Origin of the sequence: Flavisolibacter nicotianae, from assembly GCF_003628535.1 — a bacterium.
GTDB classification, from domain to species: Bacteria; Bacteroidota; Bacteroidia; order Chitinophagales; family Chitinophagaceae; genus Flavisolibacter; species Flavisolibacter nicotianae.
Genome location: NZ_RBCI01000014.1, coordinates 177,059 through 198,473, shown reverse-complemented (window position 1 = coordinate 198,473; position 21,415 = coordinate 177,059). Strand labels below are relative to the sequence as shown.

17 protein-coding genes are annotated in these 21,415 nt (G+C 50.2%); 7 read left to right on the top strand and 10 right to left on the bottom strand.

All coding sequences use genetic code 11. The features are described 5' to 3' along the window. Positions 1-2: 2 nt before the first annotated feature. Genes D6024_RS23445 through D6024_RS23405 form a run of 9 tightly spaced genes read right to left on the bottom strand, consistent with a single transcriptional unit; the run spans position 3 to position 8,135 of the window. Complete coding sequence (locus tag D6024_RS23445) at positions 3-800, bottom strand: SDR family NAD(P)-dependent oxidoreductase (RefSeq protein WP_121357248.1); 798 nt, start codon at positions 798-800, stop codon at positions 3-5. Continuing rightward, positions 797-1,720, bottom strand: coding sequence for an aldo/keto reductase (locus tag D6024_RS23440; protein WP_121357247.1), 924 nt, complete (start codon positions 1,718-1,720; stop codon positions 797-799). Before D6024_RS23440 ends, D6024_RS23445 begins: the two co-directional genes overlap by 4 nt. Beyond that, entirely contained in the window at positions 1,713-2,534 is an 822-nt protein-coding gene (locus D6024_RS23435) for an SMP-30/gluconolactonase/LRE family protein (RefSeq protein ID WP_121357246.1), read from the bottom strand. The genes D6024_RS23440 and D6024_RS23435 overlap by 8 nt, the downstream gene beginning before the upstream one ends. Next, positions 2,531-4,024 (bottom strand): M81 family metallopeptidase, encoded by a 1,494-nt coding sequence (locus D6024_RS23430; RefSeq protein WP_121357245.1) that lies wholly within the window; start codon positions 4,022-4,024, stop codon positions 2,531-2,533. The genes D6024_RS23435 and D6024_RS23430 overlap by 4 nt, the downstream gene beginning before the upstream one ends. After that, the gene (locus D6024_RS23425) at positions 3,999-4,379 is read right to left on the bottom strand and encodes a RidA family protein (protein WP_121357244.1); all 381 of its coding nucleotides are present in this window, start codon (positions 4,377-4,379) and stop codon (positions 3,999-4,001) included. The genes D6024_RS23430 and D6024_RS23425 overlap by 26 nt, the downstream gene beginning before the upstream one ends. 11 nt (positions 4,380-4,390) lie before the next feature. After that, positions 4,391-5,308, bottom strand: coding sequence for a dihydrodipicolinate synthase family protein (locus D6024_RS23420; RefSeq protein WP_121357243.1), 918 nt, complete (start codon positions 5,306-5,308; stop codon positions 4,391-4,393). A 4-nt stretch (positions 5,309-5,312) separates the two neighbouring features. Further along, positions 5,313-6,392, bottom strand: coding sequence for a PLP-dependent lyase/thiolase (locus D6024_RS23415; RefSeq protein ID WP_162944975.1), 1,080 nt, complete (start codon positions 6,390-6,392; stop codon positions 5,313-5,315). Beyond that, positions 6,389-7,201 carry an SDR family NAD(P)-dependent oxidoreductase gene (locus tag D6024_RS23410; RefSeq protein WP_121357241.1) on the bottom strand — a complete coding sequence of 271 codons (813 nt, stop codon included), beginning with the start codon at positions 7,199-7,201 and terminating at the stop codon, positions 6,389-6,391. The genes D6024_RS23415 and D6024_RS23410 overlap by 4 nt, the downstream gene beginning before the upstream one ends. Then, the gene (locus D6024_RS23405) at positions 7,191-8,135 is read right to left on the bottom strand and encodes a succinylglutamate desuccinylase/aspartoacylase family protein (RefSeq protein WP_162944974.1); all 945 of its coding nucleotides are present in this window, start codon (positions 8,133-8,135) and stop codon (positions 7,191-7,193) included. Before D6024_RS23405 ends, D6024_RS23410 begins: the two co-directional genes overlap by 11 nt. 109 nt (positions 8,136-8,244) lie before the next feature. Here D6024_RS23405 and D6024_RS23400 point away from each other — a divergent pair, with 109 nt between their 5' ends. Then, a complete protein-coding gene (locus D6024_RS23400; protein WP_121357239.1) occupies positions 8,245-9,057 on the top strand; it encodes an SGNH/GDSL hydrolase family protein in 813 nt (270 codons plus the stop codon). Positions 9,058-9,082: 25 nt separating this feature from the next. Then, positions 9,083-10,123 (top strand): hypothetical protein, encoded by a 1,041-nt coding sequence (locus tag D6024_RS23395; RefSeq protein ID WP_162944973.1) that lies wholly within the window; start codon positions 9,083-9,085, stop codon positions 10,121-10,123. A gap of 135 nt (positions 10,124-10,258) precedes the next feature. Here D6024_RS23395 and D6024_RS23390 read toward each other — a convergent pair whose 3' ends face one another. Further along, a complete protein-coding gene (locus D6024_RS23390) occupies positions 10,259-10,948 on the bottom strand; it encodes a FadR/GntR family transcriptional regulator (RefSeq protein WP_121357237.1) in 690 nt (229 codons plus the stop codon). 293 nt (positions 10,949-11,241) lie between these two features. On the opposite strand from D6024_RS23390, the gene D6024_RS23385 reads away from it, so the two are divergent. From D6024_RS23385 to D6024_RS23360, 5 genes are all read left to right on the top strand, one after another. Next, the gene (locus tag D6024_RS23385) at positions 11,242-14,412 is read left to right on the top strand and encodes a SusC/RagA family TonB-linked outer membrane protein (protein ID WP_162944972.1); all 3,171 of its coding nucleotides are present in this window, start codon (positions 11,242-11,244) and stop codon (positions 14,410-14,412) included. A gap of 26 nt (positions 14,413-14,438) precedes the next feature. Next, the gene (locus tag D6024_RS23380; protein WP_121357235.1) at positions 14,439-16,217 is read left to right on the top strand and encodes a RagB/SusD family nutrient uptake outer membrane protein; all 1,779 of its coding nucleotides are present in this window, start codon (positions 14,439-14,441) and stop codon (positions 16,215-16,217) included. Positions 16,218-16,598: 381 nt separating this feature from the next. Further along, complete coding sequence (locus tag D6024_RS23370; RefSeq protein WP_121357233.1) at positions 16,599-17,660, top strand: aldose epimerase family protein; 1,062 nt, start codon at positions 16,599-16,601, stop codon at positions 17,658-17,660. Positions 17,661-17,804: 144 nt separating this feature from the next. Beyond that, entirely contained in the window at positions 17,805-20,021 is a 2,217-nt protein-coding gene (locus D6024_RS23365; protein WP_240410133.1) for an alpha-galactosidase, read from the top strand. 452 nt (positions 20,022-20,473) lie between these two features. Then, positions 20,474-21,211, top strand: a complete 738-nt coding sequence (locus tag D6024_RS23360) for a 3-keto-disaccharide hydrolase (RefSeq protein WP_240410132.1) — start codon at positions 20,474-20,476, stop codon at positions 21,209-21,211. The last annotated feature ends 204 nt before the right edge of the window (positions 21,212-21,415 follow it).

Here is a 21,415-nt window from a genome sequence, read left to right as displayed (position 1 = left end):
TTCTACCAGCTTGTCCAGCCGCCGTCAACAAGAAGATTGTGCCCTGTGATATAAGCCGATGCTTCTGAAGCCAAAAAGACAACGGGACCTTTGATGTCGTCATCGTAGACAAACCGGCGCAGGGGCGTCAGCCGCTTGTAATTTTCAGTGAATTCATTTTCGCCAAACGAGGCTTCAATGCCTGGCCCATAGCCACCGGGGCTGATGCAGTTCACGCGGATGTTGTGTTTGCCATAAGCATTTGCCATCCATTTGGTAAGGCCCACCATGCCCCATTTGTCATACGTGTAATTGAGTGGGCTTGTCATGCCCGTTGATCCATAAACTTCGAAGTTTGGACCCACCGCTCCCTGTATGGAACCGATGTTGACGATGCTGCCTTTTCCCTGATTCACCATCTGCTGCACCACGGCTTTGTTGATGAGCATTAAACCGGTGGCGTTGATGTGTTGCGCCGTTTCCCAGTCTTCGGCTGTCGTTTCTTCCAGCTTTTTATAGTTTTCCCGCGAGACAGCATTGTTCACCAGTATGTCAATTCGGTTGTGCATTGCTGTAACCTTGTCAACCAACGCCAGAATGCTTTTTTCATCACCTAGGTCTAAAAAAGCACCTTCGGCCTGGTAGCCGTTCTGCCTGATTTCTTGGGCAACGGCTTTGCAGCTTTCCTCGTTTCTTGACGCAATGATTACGTGGGCCCCGGCTTCTGCCAGGGCAAAAGAGATGGGTTTGCCAAACAGCCCGGTGCCACCAGTGACAATCGTCGTTTTCCCCGTAAGATGATAGAGCTCGGTTACCTTCATGTTGTTTGTTTTTGCGGCCAACGTGCCGGTGTGATGAGATCCAGCGGTACGGCAGCGAAACGCTGCTTGATTTCGGATGTTATGTGTTCGGGCAACGGCGGTGTTGCCAAAAGTTCGATGTTCTCCTGCACTTGCCCGATTGTTTCAGCACCTACCACGATGCTGCTGACACCGGGTGTATCTCTTACAAATGCAAAGGCCAGTTCTTTGATGGTCCGATCAGCTTTTTTTGCTATTGCTTCCAGTTGGTCAAGATAGGGTTTTGCAAAAGATAAATGCGGTGGGTGCGTTTCCATCAGGAGCAAGCCTTGCAGGTACACGCTGCGTACAAAAACGCGAACGTTCTTTTCAGCAAGTGTTTGCAAAAGATTTCCTTGCAGTAACCGCGTGTCGAAAACATTCATCGGCACCTGAACCGAACGGATGGTTTCCCAGTCCCGTATACATATTAATTCATCCGGTGTGTAAGCCGAAAGCCCGCCTTCACCAATCAGCCCTTCACTCTTCAAGGTTTTAAAGATGAGGGGCAGGAGAGAGGCAACTTTCTCAATTGGCTCCTCAGGTCCTTTGTGAAACAACAAAACCGGGAGGCAATCGACGTTCAACATTTCGCAGGAGGTGATTGCACTTTGTCTTGCTTCCGCTATGGCCAGCGACGGATTATCGAGTGCTTCTGGACTTAATTTGAACTTGGAAATGCAGGTGAAGTATTTCCGGTTTGCGAAGCTGCCGATGACCTGCTCCGCATTGCCATACGCTCTGGCGGTGTCGAGTATGCGGATGCCCTTGTCAAGTGCAAACTGCAACAACTCGTGGCTATAGCTTGTCTCAGGCTGACCACTCGTATTGGCCACGCCATAGGGCAGGCCCAGTTGCACGGTGCCGAGGGTCAGCTTCGATAACGTTAGGGGCTCATTCATTGGCCAAAGCTATTTGGTAAACGCCACCCGGCCCGGGTTCACCGTAACCGCCAGTGACAATGATTGTTTGATTGCTGATAAAAATATTACTCCCTAGAGGAAACGGCAGATCGATGGACTGGCTAATGCTTCCATCAGGGAGGATGCGATGGATCTTTCCCATGCCGTAATGGGCTACCCAAAGGCAACGCTCTTCATCCACTTTGATTCCATCGGGCAGGTTGTTGATCGCCTCACCTGAAGGGTGTTCGGGTAAGTTGGCAAAGACATTTGATTCTTTCTTCTGGCCGTCAAATGAAAGTTCGAAAGCAAGTATACGGTTCTGATAACTTTCCGCGACGAACAACGTTTTTTCGTCCTTGGACAAAGCGAGTCCGTTGGGATAGTCAAGCTGGCTGGCGATGACTTTTTGAGAACCATCGGCACCAATAAAAAAAACGCTGCCCTCATGACGTATCGAATCTGTGAAATAAAGATTCCCGGCATTATCGACAATGACATCATTGGGAGTCTTCACGGGCATACCGGCACAAAAGTCTTTTATGACATTTTGCAGGAATTCGCCGGACGAAGTAAAGTGTACCAGCGCTGCCGATTGACAGTCGCAAACCACGTGGTCACCGTTGGGCAGCCGCACCTGTCCGTTGGGGCAAGTCAGGTGTGCCCAAACCACTGGTTCTTTGCCCGGCGCCATCTTCAGAATGGTGCCGCCCTGCAGGGTTGTGACAAAGATGTTTCCCATTTCATCTACCACAGGCCCTTCCGTGTAAAAAGGCAGTGAAAAGAGTTTTGTATGGCCAGTGATTTTTCTCATGTGTCAACGTTTTCGAAAGGGTAGAGGGGTTTTCGCCGGTGCTGATAGAGAAACTGTGTCATATCGGCCTGTGTCACACCGGGTGTGTTGGCCTGTAAAATCGTCGGGCAAACGTCTTTGTATGCTGCAATGGGTGCATTGACGCCTTTTGCAATGATCACATCAAAGTCTTTTGGATCGATGCCGCAACTGGTGATCTGCGCAAGACTGAACGGCGGCATGCGCTTGCTGTGCAGGAGGACAGTGTTCCCTTTTTCTGTTCTGATCACGGCTGTGTCTCCCATGTCGAATGTCTTCTGTCCTCCGTGCCTTGGTTTTTCTTCTGCAAACTTTCCATCGTAGCGGCCGAGCAGGGTAGATATTGTTGTAAATGCTTTAGCGCTTTCCGGATGGCAGCCAAACGAGAGTAGAAATGCTTGTTCATCTTTTTGTTTTTTGCAAGCGGCTACTGCTTCGGGAGCGTACAGGCAGATGAGTGTTTTGTGGGTTGTACTTTCCAGCTTTTCGAGCAGGAAGGTACTGTCGCCGGCACTGCCGCCACCAACGTTGTCGCCCATGTCCAATAACAAAACAGGCTTCGGGCTACTTGGTATTCGCTGCAAGGTTTCTTCAACCGTTTTTTTTGTCGCAGCAAAGCTTTTTTTGTGCTGCAAAAAATAAGCAGTCAACTCTTGTTCGATTGCTTCAAAATCTGTGTTGCCGTTTTCGCTGATCAAAAGCAGAGAGGTGCCCATTTCGGGTACATCCGCATAGGGAAAACCAAGTGCAATCTCAACCTGCGTGCAGGGATATTTTTCTTCCAGCGATCGCACAAATTGGTACAGGCTTTTGCAGGGATCCGCTTCCGTGTGTTGCTGCTCAATGCTGATGGCAACTGGTGACTGCCACAGACGTTGCACCGGCCTGCTATTGTTCTGTAAGATTGAGAGCAAAAAATGGGCAGCACGGCGACCGGTTTCCCGCTGATCAATGTGCGGATTGGTGCGGTACGGGAACAGTGCCTGTGTAGCGCCAGCCATCAGCGGACTGACATTCGCATGGGGGTCCAGTGTACCAACAATAGGTATTGCTTTGCCGAGGAACTGCCGGAGTGCAGAAAGCCATTCGCCATCCATGTCCCGGTGGTTTTCGGCCACGGCGGCGCCGTGCGGCACCACAAAGCAGGCGTCAACCGGCAAGGCGCTTGCCAGTTCGTTCAGCAACTCCTCTTGCAAAGCCGCATATGCCTCGCTGGTGATGGTTCCACCGGGTGTTGTTTCTGCATAAAACACCGGCACCATCTCCACGTTGGTTTCCGAAAAAACCTCGATGGCACCACCCAGTTCATGAAAGGCATTGCGATAGGCGTCCAAAAGGGCAGTTCCTTTCAGCCAGCGGCTGTTTTGAAAATCCGCCAGCGTTGTTGACGCCGGAACAAAGGTGTTGGACTCGTGGTAGATGCCCAGGATGGCAATGCGAAAAGTCTTATGGCTTCCGGTAGGCAACGACATCCACTTCAAATTTTAGCAAGGTACCCAGGCAGCCGATCAGGGTTGTACGGGCAGGGTAAGGTTCCGAAAAAAACTCCCTGTAGATCTCGTTGAAACGTTGGAGGTCTTCCTGGCGGCCGACATAATTTCTGACCTGAACGACATCGCTGAAATCAAGACCGGTGGCCTGCAAAATGCTGTGCACATTTTCGAAAGACCGGCGGCATTCGTTTTCAAAACTGTCGTTGACGATCTTTCCGTTTTTGTCAACGGAAGCCTGGCCGGAAATAAAGATAAAAGGCCCCGCTTCCACGGCGGGACTGAAGGGTAGGTGACTATCCGGCATGTCGCCGCCTTTATAATAACGTATACTCATTGGTGTAATGATTAGTGATTTATCATTGGGGTTACATGGTGGCTGACGATCTCTTCGAGGCTGTTAACCATCTGAAGAATTTGTTCGTCGTTCCACCGAAGCGGCTGTGCCAGCAGGGGTGGTTTGGGATCGCCAATGTCGATGTTGTGCTTCAGGATCATGGCCCGCCGGTAAAACGACCAGATCACCGGGAGAATGTCCTCAATAAGGTTTTGGAAAGTGAGCATGAACTCATTGGCCATTGCTACTTCGCCGGCCAGGAAACGCTCCCTTACTTGTTTGAAAGAAGAAGGCAACACGTTGTAGGTCGAACCGATGGCGCCGGCCGTCCCGCACAGCGCTGCCTGACAGATCAGTTCATCGGCGCCGCTGAACAATTGCCAGGTGCCTCCCGTTTGCCGGTACACGCTGCTGATCTCGAGCAAATTCAGCGTGGTCAGTTTCATGCCGACAATGTTGGGAATGTCCATGAGCTTTTCGATCAGGACTTTGTTGGTGGCATGGCCAATCTGGTAAGGAATAAACGGCAGGTCGGAGGCAAAGGATATTCTGCGGTAATGCTCAAACGCCATGTTGCCGGAAAGCCCGTAATAGATTGGCCCGACCGAAGAGATGGCGTCGGCTCCGGTTCTTGCCGCATGGCAGGCCAGCCGCATGCTTTCTTCCGTGCTGATGGCACCCACCTGCACGATCACGCCAACTCGTTTGCGTACCATCTGCACCACCAACTCCGTAATTTCTTTTCTTTCGGCCTCGCTGAAAAGAAATCCCTGACCCGTAGAGCCCAGGATGTAAAGGCCATCGGCACCTTCCTTGACCAGCATTTCGATCAGTTTCTCCAGTTCGGCTACGTTCAGTTTGCCCTCGTTATTCACCGGGGTAAACATGGCCGGCCACACGCCTTGTAGTTGCTTTTTAAATTGGGTCATTTGCTTATATGGTTGCTAAAAATTGGAATAGATTGTCAACAGAATATTTTGTTTCGATGGATTTTGTCCCTGTATTTCTGGCCGGTGAATTCATGTCTTTGAAACCCGATCCGGTGATCAGGCAAACGATGGTGTCGTCTGGCTCAACCTCACTATTTTGCACGGCTTCGGCGAGCCCACTGACGCTAACGGCTGCTGCAGCTTCGCAGAAAATGCCTTCTTTTCGGGCCAGTGTTGTTTGCATGTTGTAAACCGCTTCGTCAGTCACTACAAACCCGGTTCCGCCTGTTTGCCGGCACCGTTGCAGCGTTTCGTTGCCATCCAGGATGCCCGGCACCTGCAGGCCGCTGACAGTGGTGGTTGATCTCGGCACTTCCACTGCGTTGGCAAGTCCGTTGCGCAGGGCACCGGCGATGGTGTTGTTGCCAAGGGGCTGCACGCAATGCACTCTGCACGACGTTGGAGTGACAGACGAAAGAACGCCGTTGGCCACAGCCAACGTGAGCCCTCCACCACCTGCTGGTGAAAACAGGTGATCAACTTCTCGGTTCAAGTCTCTCAGGACTTCTTCTGCTATGCTTTCAACTCCCTGCATGCCTTCGGGGCAATAACGATAGGCACTTATGGGGAGGGAAACTTCTTTAGCTTTTGCCAGTTGTTCCAGTCCGGAAAAAACAGCATTGGTAATGCCGGTGTTGATGCCAAATCCTCCCACCATCAGGGTTTTGGCGCCATAGGCATGCATTTGCCGGATCTTGTCGGCGGGTGCATTGTCCACAACCACCACGTAGCAAGGGATATTGGCTGCGGCACAATAAGCCGCAAGCGCCGCACCGGTGTTGCCGCTGGACGTGGCGAGGCAAAAGGGGACTTTTTTCTGCAGGAGTGTTCCAATAAACGCTGCCGCAAACCGGTCTTTGTATGAGCCTGTCGGGTTTAAATTTTCCAGCTTGAAATAAAGATTTTTCAGTCCCATTGATGGCCCGATAAAGCGGGATGGGATCAATGGTGTATGGCCTTCGCCAATCGAAAACCGGCTGGAAATGGTGATCTCGTTTTTTTTATCGTGTACAACCGTTTTCAATATTCTTTTGGGAATTGAAGGTTTTTAATAAAATAGCTGCTGAAGTTCGCCGACAGGCCGCCATCGATGGTGAGGTCGCAGCCGGTGATATAGGCGGCGTCAGGCGAAGAAAGCCAGACCAGTGCCTGGGCAATATCCTGGCCTGTTCCCTTTCGGCAAACGGGTGTCAGTTGTAACAACTCGTCGGTCATCAGCCGGCTGATGTCGTCGCCTTCTTCCGAAACATAGTCACTGCTCATGTCCGTATCGATTACGCCGGGCCGTACACACAGCACCCGGATACCGCTGCGGCCATAGGTCACGGCCAACTCTTTTGTGAGACTTTCCATCGCACCCTTGCTGGCTATGTAGGCCGGGCTGTTGCCACCAGCCTTTTGCGACATGATGCTGGAAATATTGATCACGCAGCCACCCGAGCTGTTTTCTTCCATCAACGCTGCGCAGCTTTGTGCAAGAAAGGCGGGTGCCGTCACACAGATCCGCAGCGTTTTTTCCCAGGTTTCCGCGGTAATGGTGCGCATCGTTTCAATGGTGCGCCAGGCGGCATTGTTGACCAGTACATCAATCCGGCCGAAGTGCTCACGAACCGTTGCTGCAATCGACTGCGTGAAGGTGAGGTCGTGCAAATCGCCGGCGCAGACCAGGCATTGGGTTTGGTAATGGGTTTCTATTTCCTGTTTTACCTGGTCCAGCGCCGCCTGGTTGTTGGCAACAACGGCTGTGTGATAGCCGGCTGCGGCAAAGGCCAGGGCTGTTTCCCGGCCAATTCCTCTCGATGCACCTGTGATGATGGCTACGTTAGCTTGCATGAATCCGTTTTTTGCCTTTTTGTGTGATGGGCAGGATACCGCCAAGAGAATCGCCTTCCTGCACGATAGCGGGGATGCGCAGCATGAAAACCAACCCGTCTTCCGGGGCCCTGACACTTGTTTTTATTTGTGTCAATGGGTTGACAATCTGACCCAGCAGCTTTCCTTTCGTAACCTGTCGTCCAAGGCTAACGGCCGGAAGAAAGATGCCGCACGCCGGCGAAGGCAGCTTTACCTGCAGGTGTCCCTGTCCGGGGTTGTTGTCTTCCAGCCAGTAATCCACCTTATTGGCCGAACCGCTGATTGGAGCAGTCATACCAAGCGCCGCCAGCACACGCAAGCAGCCTTTTTCGTACCGCCGAACTGTTTGCTTGTTGACGGAAAGGCCTCCTCTGCACTCGGCGTAAATAGCCGGGATGCGGAAGTCTCTGGCCACCGAAAGCGTCCGTCCCTGCACCTGGCTGTCGGTTCCCCAGATCACCGGCAGATTGAATGCTTCCGCCATTTGTTGTTGCTGTTTCAGGATAGTTTCATCAGGGTGCAAGAGATAGCCGGTGAGGGGGAGGATATCAAAAAGGCCACCACCGGTATGCAGATCAAGCAGGAAATCGACTTTTTCGATCACCCGGCTTAGGGTATAAGCCAGTTCTTCCGTGACACTTCCTCCTTTTTTGCCGGGCAGGGTCCGCGCCAGGTCGAGGTTGTCTTCTCCAACACGGCTGTTCCGTGCAAAAGCAGATTGGTTGGCTACCGGTACGATTGTGACACGGCCTTTTTTCAAACTGCCTTCAAGTGTTTTGGAAAGCCGGATGGCTGCCAGCATGGGTTCTACTTCATCACCGTGCACGCCGGCAATGATCAGGACATGCGGCCCGGCAAAGCTGGCTTTGGCTACAAAGGAATCGAAGTGGGTATGATTGGCTTTGGCGAGCAAAATCTTCTGGGTTAAGTTTGGCGGTTTCTACCTGCGAATAAAGATAGGGAAGAAAAGTGTAAATATGTAGTACATATGTACGTACATTTATTTTTTAAATGGCAGAACCATGCATGAGCAAACGCAAAGCCGGCGAAATTTCCTAGTTAAATCATTCCGTAGTGCCTTGTCTTTGGGTGCGGCATCGCTGTTGGGTCAGGAGGTCCTGGCTTCCTGTTCGCCAGTGAAGGCAGCCACGAGGCAGATTGACGATCTGCAGGCACTGAAGGCCGCCATCGCTGACAGGCAAAAACCGATGAAATGGATCTTTACCGGTGACAGCATAACGCAAGGGGCTAAGCACACGCTGGGTTACCGTTCGTACCCGGAAATTTTTTCGGAACATGTGCGGTTTGAAATGAACCGTTCCAGAGATTTTATCATCAATACGGCCGTCAGCGGCCAGACAACCAGAGAAATTCTTGCCGATTTCGACTGGCGGATCGCCCAGTTTTCACCCGCTGTGGTCTCGCTTATGATCGGCACCAATGATGCGGCCAAAAGCCGCCGTATCCCGGTAGAAGAATACGGGAAAAATCTCGAAACACTGGTGCAGAAGATCCGTGCTCTCAAGGCCATACCGGTCCTGCAAACGCCGAACACGATTGAAATGGGGGCTGACCCAACGAAGAATGAGCGAAGTGATTTGCCCTTCTTTGTTGAAACAATGCGGAAACTAGCCGACCAGCATAACCTGATCCTGATTGATCACTGGCGTTCCTGGGAGGTCAATCAGGAAAAGGTTGTGGCTGAAAAATGGCGGAACGATCCCTTGCACCCCAACGGGAAAGGCCACCTGGAAATGGCCCGCCTGCTTTTCCAGCACCTGGACATTTGCGACGATCGTTCCTTTACCTGTAGCGGCCATGTTCCGTTCTGCTGATTTATACACGAACCAAACAAGAAGCATGAAGCGTCTTTTCTTTTATTTGACTTGCAGTATTTGTATTCTCTTCCTCGGATGCGCCAGCTCCCGTACTTTTGTCCGCTACAGTACGGCTGATATGCCGTTTACGCTGGATGTTGTAAAGGGCAGCCGGCAAACGGTGCTGACCCAAACGCTCCCCTGGGAAGAGCAGATGATGGGGTATTTCAAAGTCTTAAAACTAGGCAGTGATAAATGGCAAATGTGGTATTCGTCCTGGGACAACCGCCGCAAAGACGATTATTCTGATTACCTTGTTTATGCCCATTCGACCGACGGCGAACACTGGATCAAAGAAGTGCCGGGCCAGCCAAACAACATCTTGCGGGGAACAGGACACCCGCAAAAAGATGGCATTGTCGAGCAGGATGTTTTCATTGAGCCTGCAGCGGTTTATCCGTATAAAATGATCTATACGGCCAAAGACAGCACAGACAAGTTCAGGGAAAAAACCTTTATCGAAGAGTCGAAGGACGGGCTTCATTGGGTCAACAAACGGGTGCTCTGGAATGAGAAACACGATTCTCAGTTTTCCGTTATCCGTCGCGATAACCGTTATTATATCTACCTGCGGCACTGGGAAATGCAAAACAACATTCGGTATCGCACCATTGGCCTGGCCGTGACGGACATCAATTGGAACACCCTGGTGGCGCCGCACAATATTTTAACTGCGGATTTCAGCAGCGATTTTCCCCACCTCTACAACCCAGCCGCTGCCAATGTGAGTGCTGACCTGGATGTTTTGTTTCCTACATTCTTCAATGAAAAGAACAACGCCATCAAATTTGGGCTTGCCTATATGTACAAAGGGCAGCCCATCCTGACCAGTGTTGACCTGACGAGTGCCCTGCTGGACGGAGCACAGGCCAATTGGGGGATTGTGGCACCGGGCCTGGTCGCTGCCGGGAAAGACACGTATTGGCTTTACTATTATGCCACCAACATGGTGCACAGCGATTATGACAAAGGCGGCCGGAAGTTTTCCTACTACCGGGTCAAACTCCGGTTGAAGGAGAAATAAAAGATCACAACGTTTGCCATTGTAGATAGCAAAGCCTTTCCGCTGGCGTAAACAGCTTTGGCAAGAATACCTGAATGAAAAAGGTGATGGTAAATGCCCATCACCTTTTTCATTCGAAGCAAATGAAGTTGTTCCTCAAATAATATCCTTGAGATAGGGGCTCAGGTGTTTTTTCATTTTCGTGCGGAACTCATCCGGGTCGCCGTCTTTCAGCGTATTGTAAAGGTCCCGGTGTGTGATCTCGTTGTTTCGCAGGGGCTGTTCTTCCAGGTGCAACTCCTGGTACACATGGTTAAAGATGGGGATCAGCAGTTTTTGAAACCGCAGCATGGTTTCATTGCCCGACATTTTATAAAGCATGGAATGAAACTCTATGTCATATTTCAGGATCTCCTTTTTGTTCGTGGCTTTTTCTTCCTTCTCCACGATGCTTTTCAGTTCCAGCAAATTCTGGATGTTCTTGCGTTTGAACAAAAGCTCGCAAATTCCAATCTCCAGCACCAGCCGCAGTTCGAAAATATCATTGAGAGTTTGCCCGCCGAGCAACTTGGGCGACATCACCCGCTCCATGTTCAAAAACAGGTCGGGAAAGGAAAGCGTCATGCCCTTGTTCTTTCTGCTTTCGATCAAACCCAGTGTTTTGAACCGCGACAAGGCTTCCCGCAAGGCAGTCCGGCTGACACCCAACGCTTTGGCCAGGTCCATTTCCTTGGGAATGGAGTCGCCCGGCTGGAGGTTGGCACGTTCAAAATATTCTTGCAATGCCTGCTCGATCTTGTCGACCTGTGTCAGGTTCTCGATCGGTTTTATTTTGGTGAGCTGCATAGTATTGAAGGTAAAATTTGAAAACTATTGGGGTGGTTGCGGACGAAAATCATGTAAGAATATAGGCAAATTTAAAAAAAATACGAGAGGTTTTTGTTTTGTTAAATAAGTCATATATTTGAAGTACAAATGTACGACATATTTATTTATGTTGCCGCTGTTGGTGTTAAACGTTCTGCTAAATAAAGACCACTAAACAAATCGTCATGAGAAAATTTTGCTTGCCGGGTATTCCAAAAAGGACCCCTCTTTACTTGGTGCGACTAAAGGCACTTCTGACCAGAAGTGTTTTCGTGCTATTTCTTTTTCTTTCTGTTCAGGGTTATGCCCAGCGCAGGATCAGCGGAAGCGTCAAAGACCCAAATGGAGCAGCGCTCAGCGGTGTGAATGTTGTGCTGAAGCACGGCAGCGCCGGTGCGATTTCCGATGTCAACGGGCATTTTGAGATCAATGCGCCATCCGGGAGCGATACCCTGATCTTTTCTTTTGTCGGCTATCTGCCCCGGGAGGTTGCCGTTGCAGGCAGCACCGTCCTCAATGTTCAATTGGAGAAAGATGTTAAGGCGATGAATGAAGTCGTCGTGGTGGGATACGGCACGCAAAAAAAAGCCAACCTGACCGGGGCTGTTGATCAGATCACCAGTAAATATTTTGAAAACCGCCCTGTTACCGACATCAGCCGGGCATTGGAAGGGGTTATTCCAAACCTCAACATCAATTACACCAGCGGACGGCCAACGTCTGCGCCGGCCTGGAACGTACGGGGACTTACGTCAATCGGGGCTGGTGGTGAAGCCCTGATCCTGATCGATGGGGTTTCAGGCGATCCGCGAAACGTGAACCCTGAAGACGTGGCCAGCATTACCGTATTGAAAGACGCAGCCTCCGCGTCCATTTACGGTTCCCGTGGTGCGTTTGGGGTCATCCTCATTACAACCAAAAACCCGGGGAGAAACAAAGCGAGAATTAATTTCTCGAGTAATTACAGCTTCAACAAACCCAGCAACAAGCCAGACGTTGTGACCGATGGCTATACATGGGCCAAATTATACAAAGAGACGTATGGCGGCTGGTACGACTATTCGCAAACACCTTCCTCCATCGGATCGAGTGGCCTGCCTTTTTCCGACTCTTACCTCGATTCGCTCAAATACCGCTCGGAACACCCCGGACAGCTTCCGGACATTACGGTGAACCCGGTGAATGGCAACTATGTTTACTATGGGAATTCTGACTGGTACAATGACCTCTACAAAAGCTCGATTGCGTCCATTGAAAATGCCATCAGCATGTCTGGCGGTTCGGAGAAAGTTGATTATATGGCTTCGGGTAAAATTTACAAACAGGAGGGTATTTTCAATCTGCGCTCTGACAACTACAATCGCTATGACTTCCGGGCCAAAGGCGGCGTACAGGTGACCGACTGGCTGAAAGTGAATGCCGGAACCACGTTTTCGAGCTTTAATTACACCAATCCTTTCCGGTTCAACATCTGGCAGGCACTGAACGTCTTTGGAAACGGTACACCGCTGGCGATGATGTACAACCCAGACGGAACGATGACCAGTACGTTTGCCAACAGTGCCGGTGCCCTCACCGGCGGCAACCTAGTGACCAGCAAGCAAACCTTTCAGCAAAACAATGCCGGCTTTGCAGCATCGTTTTTTAAGAATAGCCTGAACATCAAAGGCGATCTGTCGCACTGGATCACCAACAGTTCCGTTGACGACAAAGTAACGCCGCTTTCATACAGTGTAAAACCCGGTGTGATCAGCAGTACAGCGACTAGTTCTTTGGCAAAATCCCTCGCAAAGAATACGTATCTCACCTATAACCTGTACGCCGACTATTCGAAAACCATCGGTAAAAACTATTTCAAAATCCTGATCGGGGATAACTATGAAACGGTGCGTTACGAATCGCTGGGCGTCTCCAAAGACCAGTTGCTGATCCCGGATCTGAACGATTTTAACCTGGCCGTGGGACAAAATATGGCCATCTCGGGCGGCGGTTACGAATGGGCCAACAACGGGGCCTTTGCACGGCTCAACTACAGCTTCGACAACAAATACCTGCTGGAGGTGAACGGTCGCTACGACGGCTCGTCCAAGTTTCCCGAAACCCAACAGTTTGGCTTTTTCCCTTCGGTGTCGGCCGGTTGGCGGATCTCTGAAGAGTCGTTCCTGAAGGACAATGTAAGCTGGCTGACAGAACTGAAACTCCGCGGCTCCTATGGTTCGCTGGGCAACAGCCAGATCGGACCCTATCTCTACCTGGAACAATTGCGGGCCTCCACGTCACCGGTGCTCATCGACGGCGGCCGCCCTTCGTACATCCGCAACCCAGCGGCCCTTGCCGACAATTTTACCTGGGAGACAGCCACAACGCTGAACGGCGGCCTTGATTTTGGATTGTTCCAATCGCGGTTGAGGGGAAGTGTGGATGTGTACCAGCGGAAAACCTACAACATGGTCACTGCGGGTCCAAGCCTGCCGGCCGTTTTTGGTTCCGGTGTGCCGCGGGGCAACTATGCCGACCTGGTCACAAAAGGCTTTGAAGTTTCGGTCACCTGGAACGACCGGATTCGGCTTCCCAAACCGCTTTCTTACAACGTTCGCCTGACGCTTGCCGATAACGTCTCCACCATCACCAAGTACAACAATCCCGGTGACCTGATTGACTACGAGCCCTACACCTTCATTACCAATTATTATGTTGGCCAGCGGGTCGGCGACATCTGGGGCTACACCACGGAAGGTTTGTTTACCTCGGCGGACGACATTCTCAAGCATGCGGATCAAAGTGCCATCCAGGTTTCCGCGGGCAACAAACCACTGCCCGGCGACATCAAGTTCAAAGACCTGAACGGCGACGGCAAAATCAACAAGGGTAAACGCACCCTCGACGATCACGGCGACTGGTCGGTCATCGGCAATTCTCGGCCACGATATACTTATGGCATCACCACGGATTTTGAGTGGAACAATTTCAACCTGACGGCCTTCTTCCAGGGCGTTGGAAAACGTGACTGGTATTTCAATACGACTGAATTCTGGGGACAATACAACGTTTGGTACAGCATCATTCCCAAGCACACCCTGGAAAACAACTGGTCGCTGAATGGCGGCGATCCAAATTCCTACTGGCCCCGTTACCGGGCACCATTGGTGTATGGTGACAGGGAGTTGCAGCCCCAAACAAAATACCTGCAGGATGTCAGCTATTTGCGGTTGAAAAATATTTCGTTGGGGTATTCAATTCCAAAGAAAGCAATTGCAAAAGCCGGAATCAGCAATCTTCAGGTGTATGTTTCCGCACAAAACATCTGGACCACGTCTCCGCTTTACAAGATTGCCAAAGGCATCGATGTAGAAACGTTGGATTTTGAAAGCGGGCAGCGCTACAACAACAACAACTATCCGAATTTGAAAACCATGACAGTTGGCGTCAACCTGACCTTTTAATTTTTGCTCACCTTCAAGCTTACACAATGATCCGAAATCTCTCTATCATAGTTTTCCTGCTGGTCCTGGTTTCCTGTAAAAAGAACCTGGAAAAATACCCGCTCGACACACTGACTCCCACGCAGGCATTTTCCAACGAGCAGGACCTGCAGCTTTATGTGAATTCGTTTTACCAGATGGTGCCCTCTGCCCAGGCAGTCTACGGCGAGTCCGGCGTCATCCAGGGCTATTACCTTCATGGAAACGTGCTGAGCGACCAAACTGTTTGGGACCAGAAGAATACCTACCTGCACGGCGGCTTTACCAGCAAGGATGCCCAGGGTTGGAGCTGGGGCGATCTGCGCAACATCAATTATTTCCTGGAGCATTACAACCAGGCAAACATTCCGGCTGAACGCAAAAACCACTATGCCGGCATTGCCCGTTTTTTCAGGGCCTGGTTTTATTATGACAAGGTCAATATGTTTGGCGACGTGCCCTGGTACGGCCATGTGCTGACCTCCGCAGACCCGGATCTGTATCGTGCCCGTGATCCGCGAACACTGGTGATGGACTCTGTTTTGGCGGACCTGAATTTTGCAGTCGCTAATATCAGCAATGTCAAAAGCAGTTCGGCTTCCACTATTTCCAAATGGACAGCACTGGCGCTGAAGTCGCGGATCTGTCTTTATGAAGGTACCTACCGGAAGTATCACACCGAATTGAACCTGGCGGGTACCGCAACGGCATGGCTGAACGATGCCGCCAATGCGGCCAAAGAAGTGATGACCGGCGGGCAGTATACGCTCAACAACACCAACTCACCCACGAAAGATTACCGCAATCTATTTATCAGCCAATCGCCGCTGGCCAACGAAGTAATCCTGGCCAGGGTTTACAACGACGGGCAGAAAATCTATCACAACGCAACAGGCTTTTTCTCTAACTATGGGAAATATCAGCCTTCGCTTGTCAAGCGCTTTGTGAATACCTACCTCAAAGCTGATGGTACCCGCTTCACCGATGTGCCGGGATACGATACCATCCAGTTCCAGTTTGAAACGTTGGGTAGGGATGCCCGTTTGGCGCAAACCATCCGCACACCGGGCTATAAGCGCTCCGATGGCACGCTGGCAGCGCCTTACCTGGCGGCAGCGGCCGTATCGGGCTACCAGGTTGTGAAATTCTCACTGGATGATCCCAAACTGGACTTGGTTGGAAACAGTTACAATTCCATCCCGGTGATCCGGTATGCCGAAGTGCTGTTAAACTATGCGGAAGCAAAAGCGGAATTGGGTACGTTCACCGAAGATGACTGGAACCAAACAATCGCTTTGCTGCGCAAAAGAGCCGGCATTACGAATGTGGCGATGCCTACCACTTTGGACACGTATATGCAAACGAATTTTTACAGTGACGTCACCTCCATTCCGTTGATGGAGATTCGCAGGGAAAGAGACATTGAACTGGCGATGGAAGGATTCCGGTACACGGACCTGAAGCGCTGGAAACTGGGAAAGCTGCTCGAGAAAGAAAAAGACGGCATCTATGTGCCGCAGGAAGGACAGTTGCTTGACCTGAACAGCGATGGTAAACCCGATGTGGCGTTTGTGACAAACAATCCTGCATCGCCGGTGGCTGGAGTGTACTATTTCAAGATCAACAACGGCATTGCAAAATTGTCGGAAGGAACGAAGGGCAGGTTGTTGTACCAGCTGAATTTAAAGCCCGAGTATCCGGATTACAAATACTATGCACCGTTGCCGTTTACCGAGTTGCTCCTGAATAAAAATCTTATGCAAAATCCAGGCTGGGATCACCCGTAATGGATATAAACGGAAGTTTGAAACAGTTCTTTCGCAAAACGGAAGAACTGTTTTTTGTTTTTGTAGAAATAAAAACCGGTGTGAATCTGCCAATCTCTAAAACAAAACAGGTAGTCGTCAGGTGCTGCGCTCAGGCCATTTTTTGTAAGTGACGCAGAACCGTTTTTGGAGGAATCGATAACATGATATTTTGCCGGGCACAGTCGTCTGCGGTTGACCGCAAGGCTTTTTTCGAGGATCAGTTTTTTCAACGAGAAAAAAATCCATTCAATCCATGTTTTACTCCATTGAAGAAAGCGGCGAAGACAGTTACCTTGCATGGGCAGGAGTGTACAGTCAACGGCGCTTGCCAGTAAGCAATAAACGAATTCAGAGATTATCATGCTCTCAAAACAATTGTTTGGTCGGCTGAAGGGTGAAGATGTTTTTCTCTTTCAACTCACCATTGGTGACGTTGCAGTAGAGATCATGAACTATGGCTGTACGATCGTTTCGATTTTGACGCCGGACAGGAAGGGGAATAAACAAAATATCGTGGCCGGTTTTCGTCACCTGTCCGACTATGCGGCCGATCATCCCTATTTTGGTTGCGTGGTTGGCCGTTTTGCCAATCGCATTGCGGGAGGAAGGTTTACGCTCGATGGAAAAACCTGGCAGTTATCGCTCAACGACGGTGTGAATCACCTGCACGGTGGCTTTTCCGGTTTCAACAGGAAGGTTTGGCAGGTAGAGAGCATGATCGACAGCGACGAGCAATGCGGGGTGACGTTTTCCTATTTTAGCAGGGACGGGGAAGAGGGCTATCCGGGAAACCTCCGGGTTTTTATCTCGTACCGGTTAACCAACGAAAACTGCCTCATTGTCGATTACCGGGCAAGTACAGATAAGCCGACAATCGTGAGCCTGTCCAATCACAGCTATTTTAACCTGTCGGGATTCGTACAGGAATCCATATCTGATCATTACTTGAAAATAAATGCCGACTACTACACCGTAAAAAATGAAAACAACACACCGTCGGGAGTAATTGAAAGGGTAAGAGATACACCTTTCGATTTTACAACTTCGAAACCGATTGGACAGTACATTGGAGAACTGACAGCAGAAAGGGGATATGATCACAACTATGTCCTGAACAATAACCGTCGTACGTCTGCCACAGCGGCTTCTTTATACGAACCGTTTTCGGGCCGTTTGATGACGGTATATACCAATATGCCGGGCATGCAACTGTATACGGCAAATTGGTGGGATGGCACCCTGGCCGGTTATCATGGTAATGTGTATCACCAGCACAGTGCTGTGGCGCTGGAAACACAGGCCTTTCCCGATGCGCCTAACCAGCCCGGTTTTCCATCGGCGGTTTTGCGTCCGGGTGAGCTTTATGCAAAAACAACGTCGTTCCACTTCCAAACGGCAAATCAGCCTGTTGACACGGGCTGATCGTTTTGGGTGAGCCGTGTAAATTTTCACACAGTCAATCATCGCGTAAATTCAACAAACACCCAACTGTCCTTTCAGCACATTTGCTATACAAACCTCCGGGACTCGCCATTCGTCAAGAAAGAAGTAAAAATGAATCTAGTTATGAAACAGGTTATGCTGCTATTTCGTTGTAATCATCGCACCATCGTTTTCCTTGCGCTGTCTGTTTGTTTTATCGCCAGGGCTTCTGCACAGGAGATTCTGATCCCGGTAGAGACAAAAACCAATGCCCTGGTCTTGAAAGTTAGTCCGACCAAAGATGTCAACATTCTTTACCTGGGAGAAAAACTTTCGCATTCGGAAGAATACAACAACATCTCCGGCGCCTACCGGCAAACTGCAGATTATTCTAACGTGCTGGCATCTGCCTATACATCGGCAGGATCCCGCAACCTGGCCGAACCGGCCATTGCTGTTGTTCATGCCGACGGCAACACGTCGCTTGACCTGAGATACAGCAGTCACAAAACGGAGCGGGTCGATAACAACAGTTCTCTCACAAGTGTTGTTTTGAAGGATAGTCTCTATCCGTTCTGGGTAACACTTTACTATAAAACTTATGTGAAAGAAGATATCGTTGAACAGTGGTGTGTCATCAGGCACAAGGAAAAGGGGCAGGTGACACTTTCCAAATTTGCTTCTGCCAACCTGCAGCTAAAGGCTGGCAGTTACTGGCTTCGCCAGTATCACGGCGACTGGGCGAGAGAAATGCAGCCCGAGGAAACCTTACTGACCCACGGCATCAAAACACTCGATTCAAAACTGGGTACACGGGCCAACCTGTTTCAGCCAGCGCTTTTTATGGTGTCGCTCGATAAGCCGGCCACCGAAGATGAAGGAACTGTTTTGTTTGGCTCTCTTTCGTGGACCGGTAATTTTCGCATCGATCTGGAAGTGGATTACCAGGATAACCTCCGCCTGCTGGCCGGTATGAATAATTTTGCATCAACCTATTTCCTGAAGTCGGGCGAAGAGTTTACCACGCCTGCCTTTTTGTATACGCTTTCCCACCAGGGCAAAGGAAAGGCAAGCCGGAACCTGCACGACTGGGCCCGGAATTACAGACTGGTTGACGGCAAAGGCACCCGCCTCACCCTCCTCAACAACTGGGAAGCGACCTATTTCAACTTTAATGAAGAGAAGCTCGCTGCCCTGCTGAAGGATACGAAAAAGCTTGGTGTCGACCTGTTCCTGTTGGACGATGGCTGGTTTGCCAACAAGTACCCGCGAAATGATGACCATGCCGGCCTTGGCGACTGGGAGGAAAACCGTCAAAAGCTGCCCAATGGAATTTCCTATTTGGTTAAAGAAGCAACAGCCAATGATGTGAAATTTGGCATTTGGATAGAGCCCGAAATGGTCAACCCCAAAAGCGAGTTATATGAAAAACATCCGGACTGGATCATCCGGCAGCCCGGAAGGGAGGAGCACTATTTCCGTAACCAATTAGTGCTGGATTTAAGCAATCCGAAAGTGCAGGATTTTGTCTTCGGCGTAGTTGATGGCCTTTTGGAAAAGAACCCCACACTGGCTTACATCAAATGGGATTGCAATGCGGTTATTTACAACGCCTACTCGGCGCATTTAAAAAACCAAACCCATTTGTATATCGAATACGTTCGGGGGCTTTACAAAGTCCTGGAAAGAATTCGTGGCAAGTATCCAACCGTTCCAATGATGCTTTGCTCAGGCGGCGGTGGCCGCACGGATTATGCCGCCTTGCAATACTTTACGGAGTATTGGCCCAGTGACAATACCGACCCGCTGGAACGCATTTTCATCCAGTGGGAATATTCGTATTTCTTTCCCGCGATTGCGTCTTCAAATCACGTGACCGATTGGGGAAGACAGTCCATCAAGTACCGGACAGACGTGGCTATGATGGGCAAGCTGGGTTTTGATATTGTTGTCAGCAAGCTAAAGCCCGAGGAACTGGCCTATTGCCAGGGTGCCGTAAAGCAATACGATTCTGTCAAGGCTGTCATATGGCAGGGCGACCAGTACAGGCTTACAGATCCACGGCAAAACAGTGTGGCGTCGGTTCTTTATCTGGACAAGGATAAGGCCAACGGTGTTTTATTCAATTACCTGGTGTCGGGGAGGTTTGCGGCAGGCAGTACACTGCCCATCCGTCTGAAAGGACTGGCGCCGGAAAAGAGCTACCGTTTGCGGGAGGTGAACCTTTATCCCGGAACGACTTCATCGATCTTGTCGGACAAGACATATACCGGCGAATACCTGATGACGGTTGGTTTCAATCCCGATGTGCGCTCTGGCAGGAACAGTGTTGTCATTAAACTAACACAGGCAAATCGTTAGAAATAAATGGCCAACCGGTGTTGAGCCGTTTCGCATTCGATGCTCATTTCCATAATTAACGCAAACAGAGTCTAAGGGTGACTGCGTTGCGTCGGTTATTTTTTATTCGGCAGTAGCGGCCTTTGCAAATCTTGATCGACGGAGTAAAAGAATGGGCTGCTGCAAATGCGAGTAGCGCTGTGTCACTATCTGACCTTTATCAGGAGGATTCACCGGTTGCTGGCAAAAATGCCGGCGATTCACAAACTGTGCACATTGGGGAAAACAAATGATTCCACGGTGATGCAAAACCGTTACTTTTAGAAATCGGCAGGAGTGATTTTGGCCTGAATCGACCCTGCCGGGTGTCCGATTGCAGCTGACGGCAAAAAGGCAGCGATTGCTGCAGCGTCGATAATCAGCAAAGGCGCCCTAAACGAAATTCTGATTTTATCAAGTGAAAAACAACCATGATGCGCAAGTCATTTTACCTGATTTTTTTAAGTGCCGGTGTCTTTATGGGGTGCTCCGCAAGCAGGAGCCAGCTTGCCGGTGAGCAGCCAAATGTCTTAACCACGAAAGAAAAAAAGGAAGGGTGGGTTTTGCTTTTTGATGGCCAAACAACCAGCGGCTGGCATACCTATAACAGGGATACCGTTAGCAAAAACTGGAAGGTGGTCGATGGGGCACTCGTCATGAATCCCCGGGAAAAAACCAGCCGTGGAATGGAGGATCTTGTCACCAACAGTGACTATGAAAATTACGAACTTTCGTTGCAATGGCGGATTTCGGAAGGCGGAAACAGCGGAATTATCTTCAACGTAAAAGAAGCGCCGAAGTTCGCGAACACGTGGGCGACAGGGCCTGAAATGCAGATCCTCGACAACGAAAAGGCGGAGGACAATAAAAAAGAAAATCACCTGGCTGGCCTGCTCTATGATGTGACCGGTACGGCTTCGCTTTCGAAGCCCAAACCCGTGGGACAGTGGAACGACGTACGCATCATCCAGAAAAACGGGCACCTGACATTTTATTTTAACGGCCAAAAAACGCTCGATGTACAACAGGGAAGTGAGGAATGGAAGGCAATGATCGCCGGCAGCAAATTCAAAACCTGGAAGGACTTTGATGTTACCCCTTCCGGGAAAATTGCCTTCCAGGATCATGGCTACGAAGTTGCATTCCGCAATGTAAAACTCCGGACGCTGTAAGAAGGTGTGCAGGCCGTATTAGCATTGCGAAGGCAGCCTCGAAGGGTTGTTTTACAGACCTTGATTGCTTTATCTTTAAGTCCGGCGAAGTCAACCAGAGCCGGGCGATTAACCATACGAAACGAAAATGAAAAACTATTTACACGCAGCAGCCTTGAAATCCGTTGATAATTTTCCCGGTAAGGCAGCATTTCCCCGCTTCTT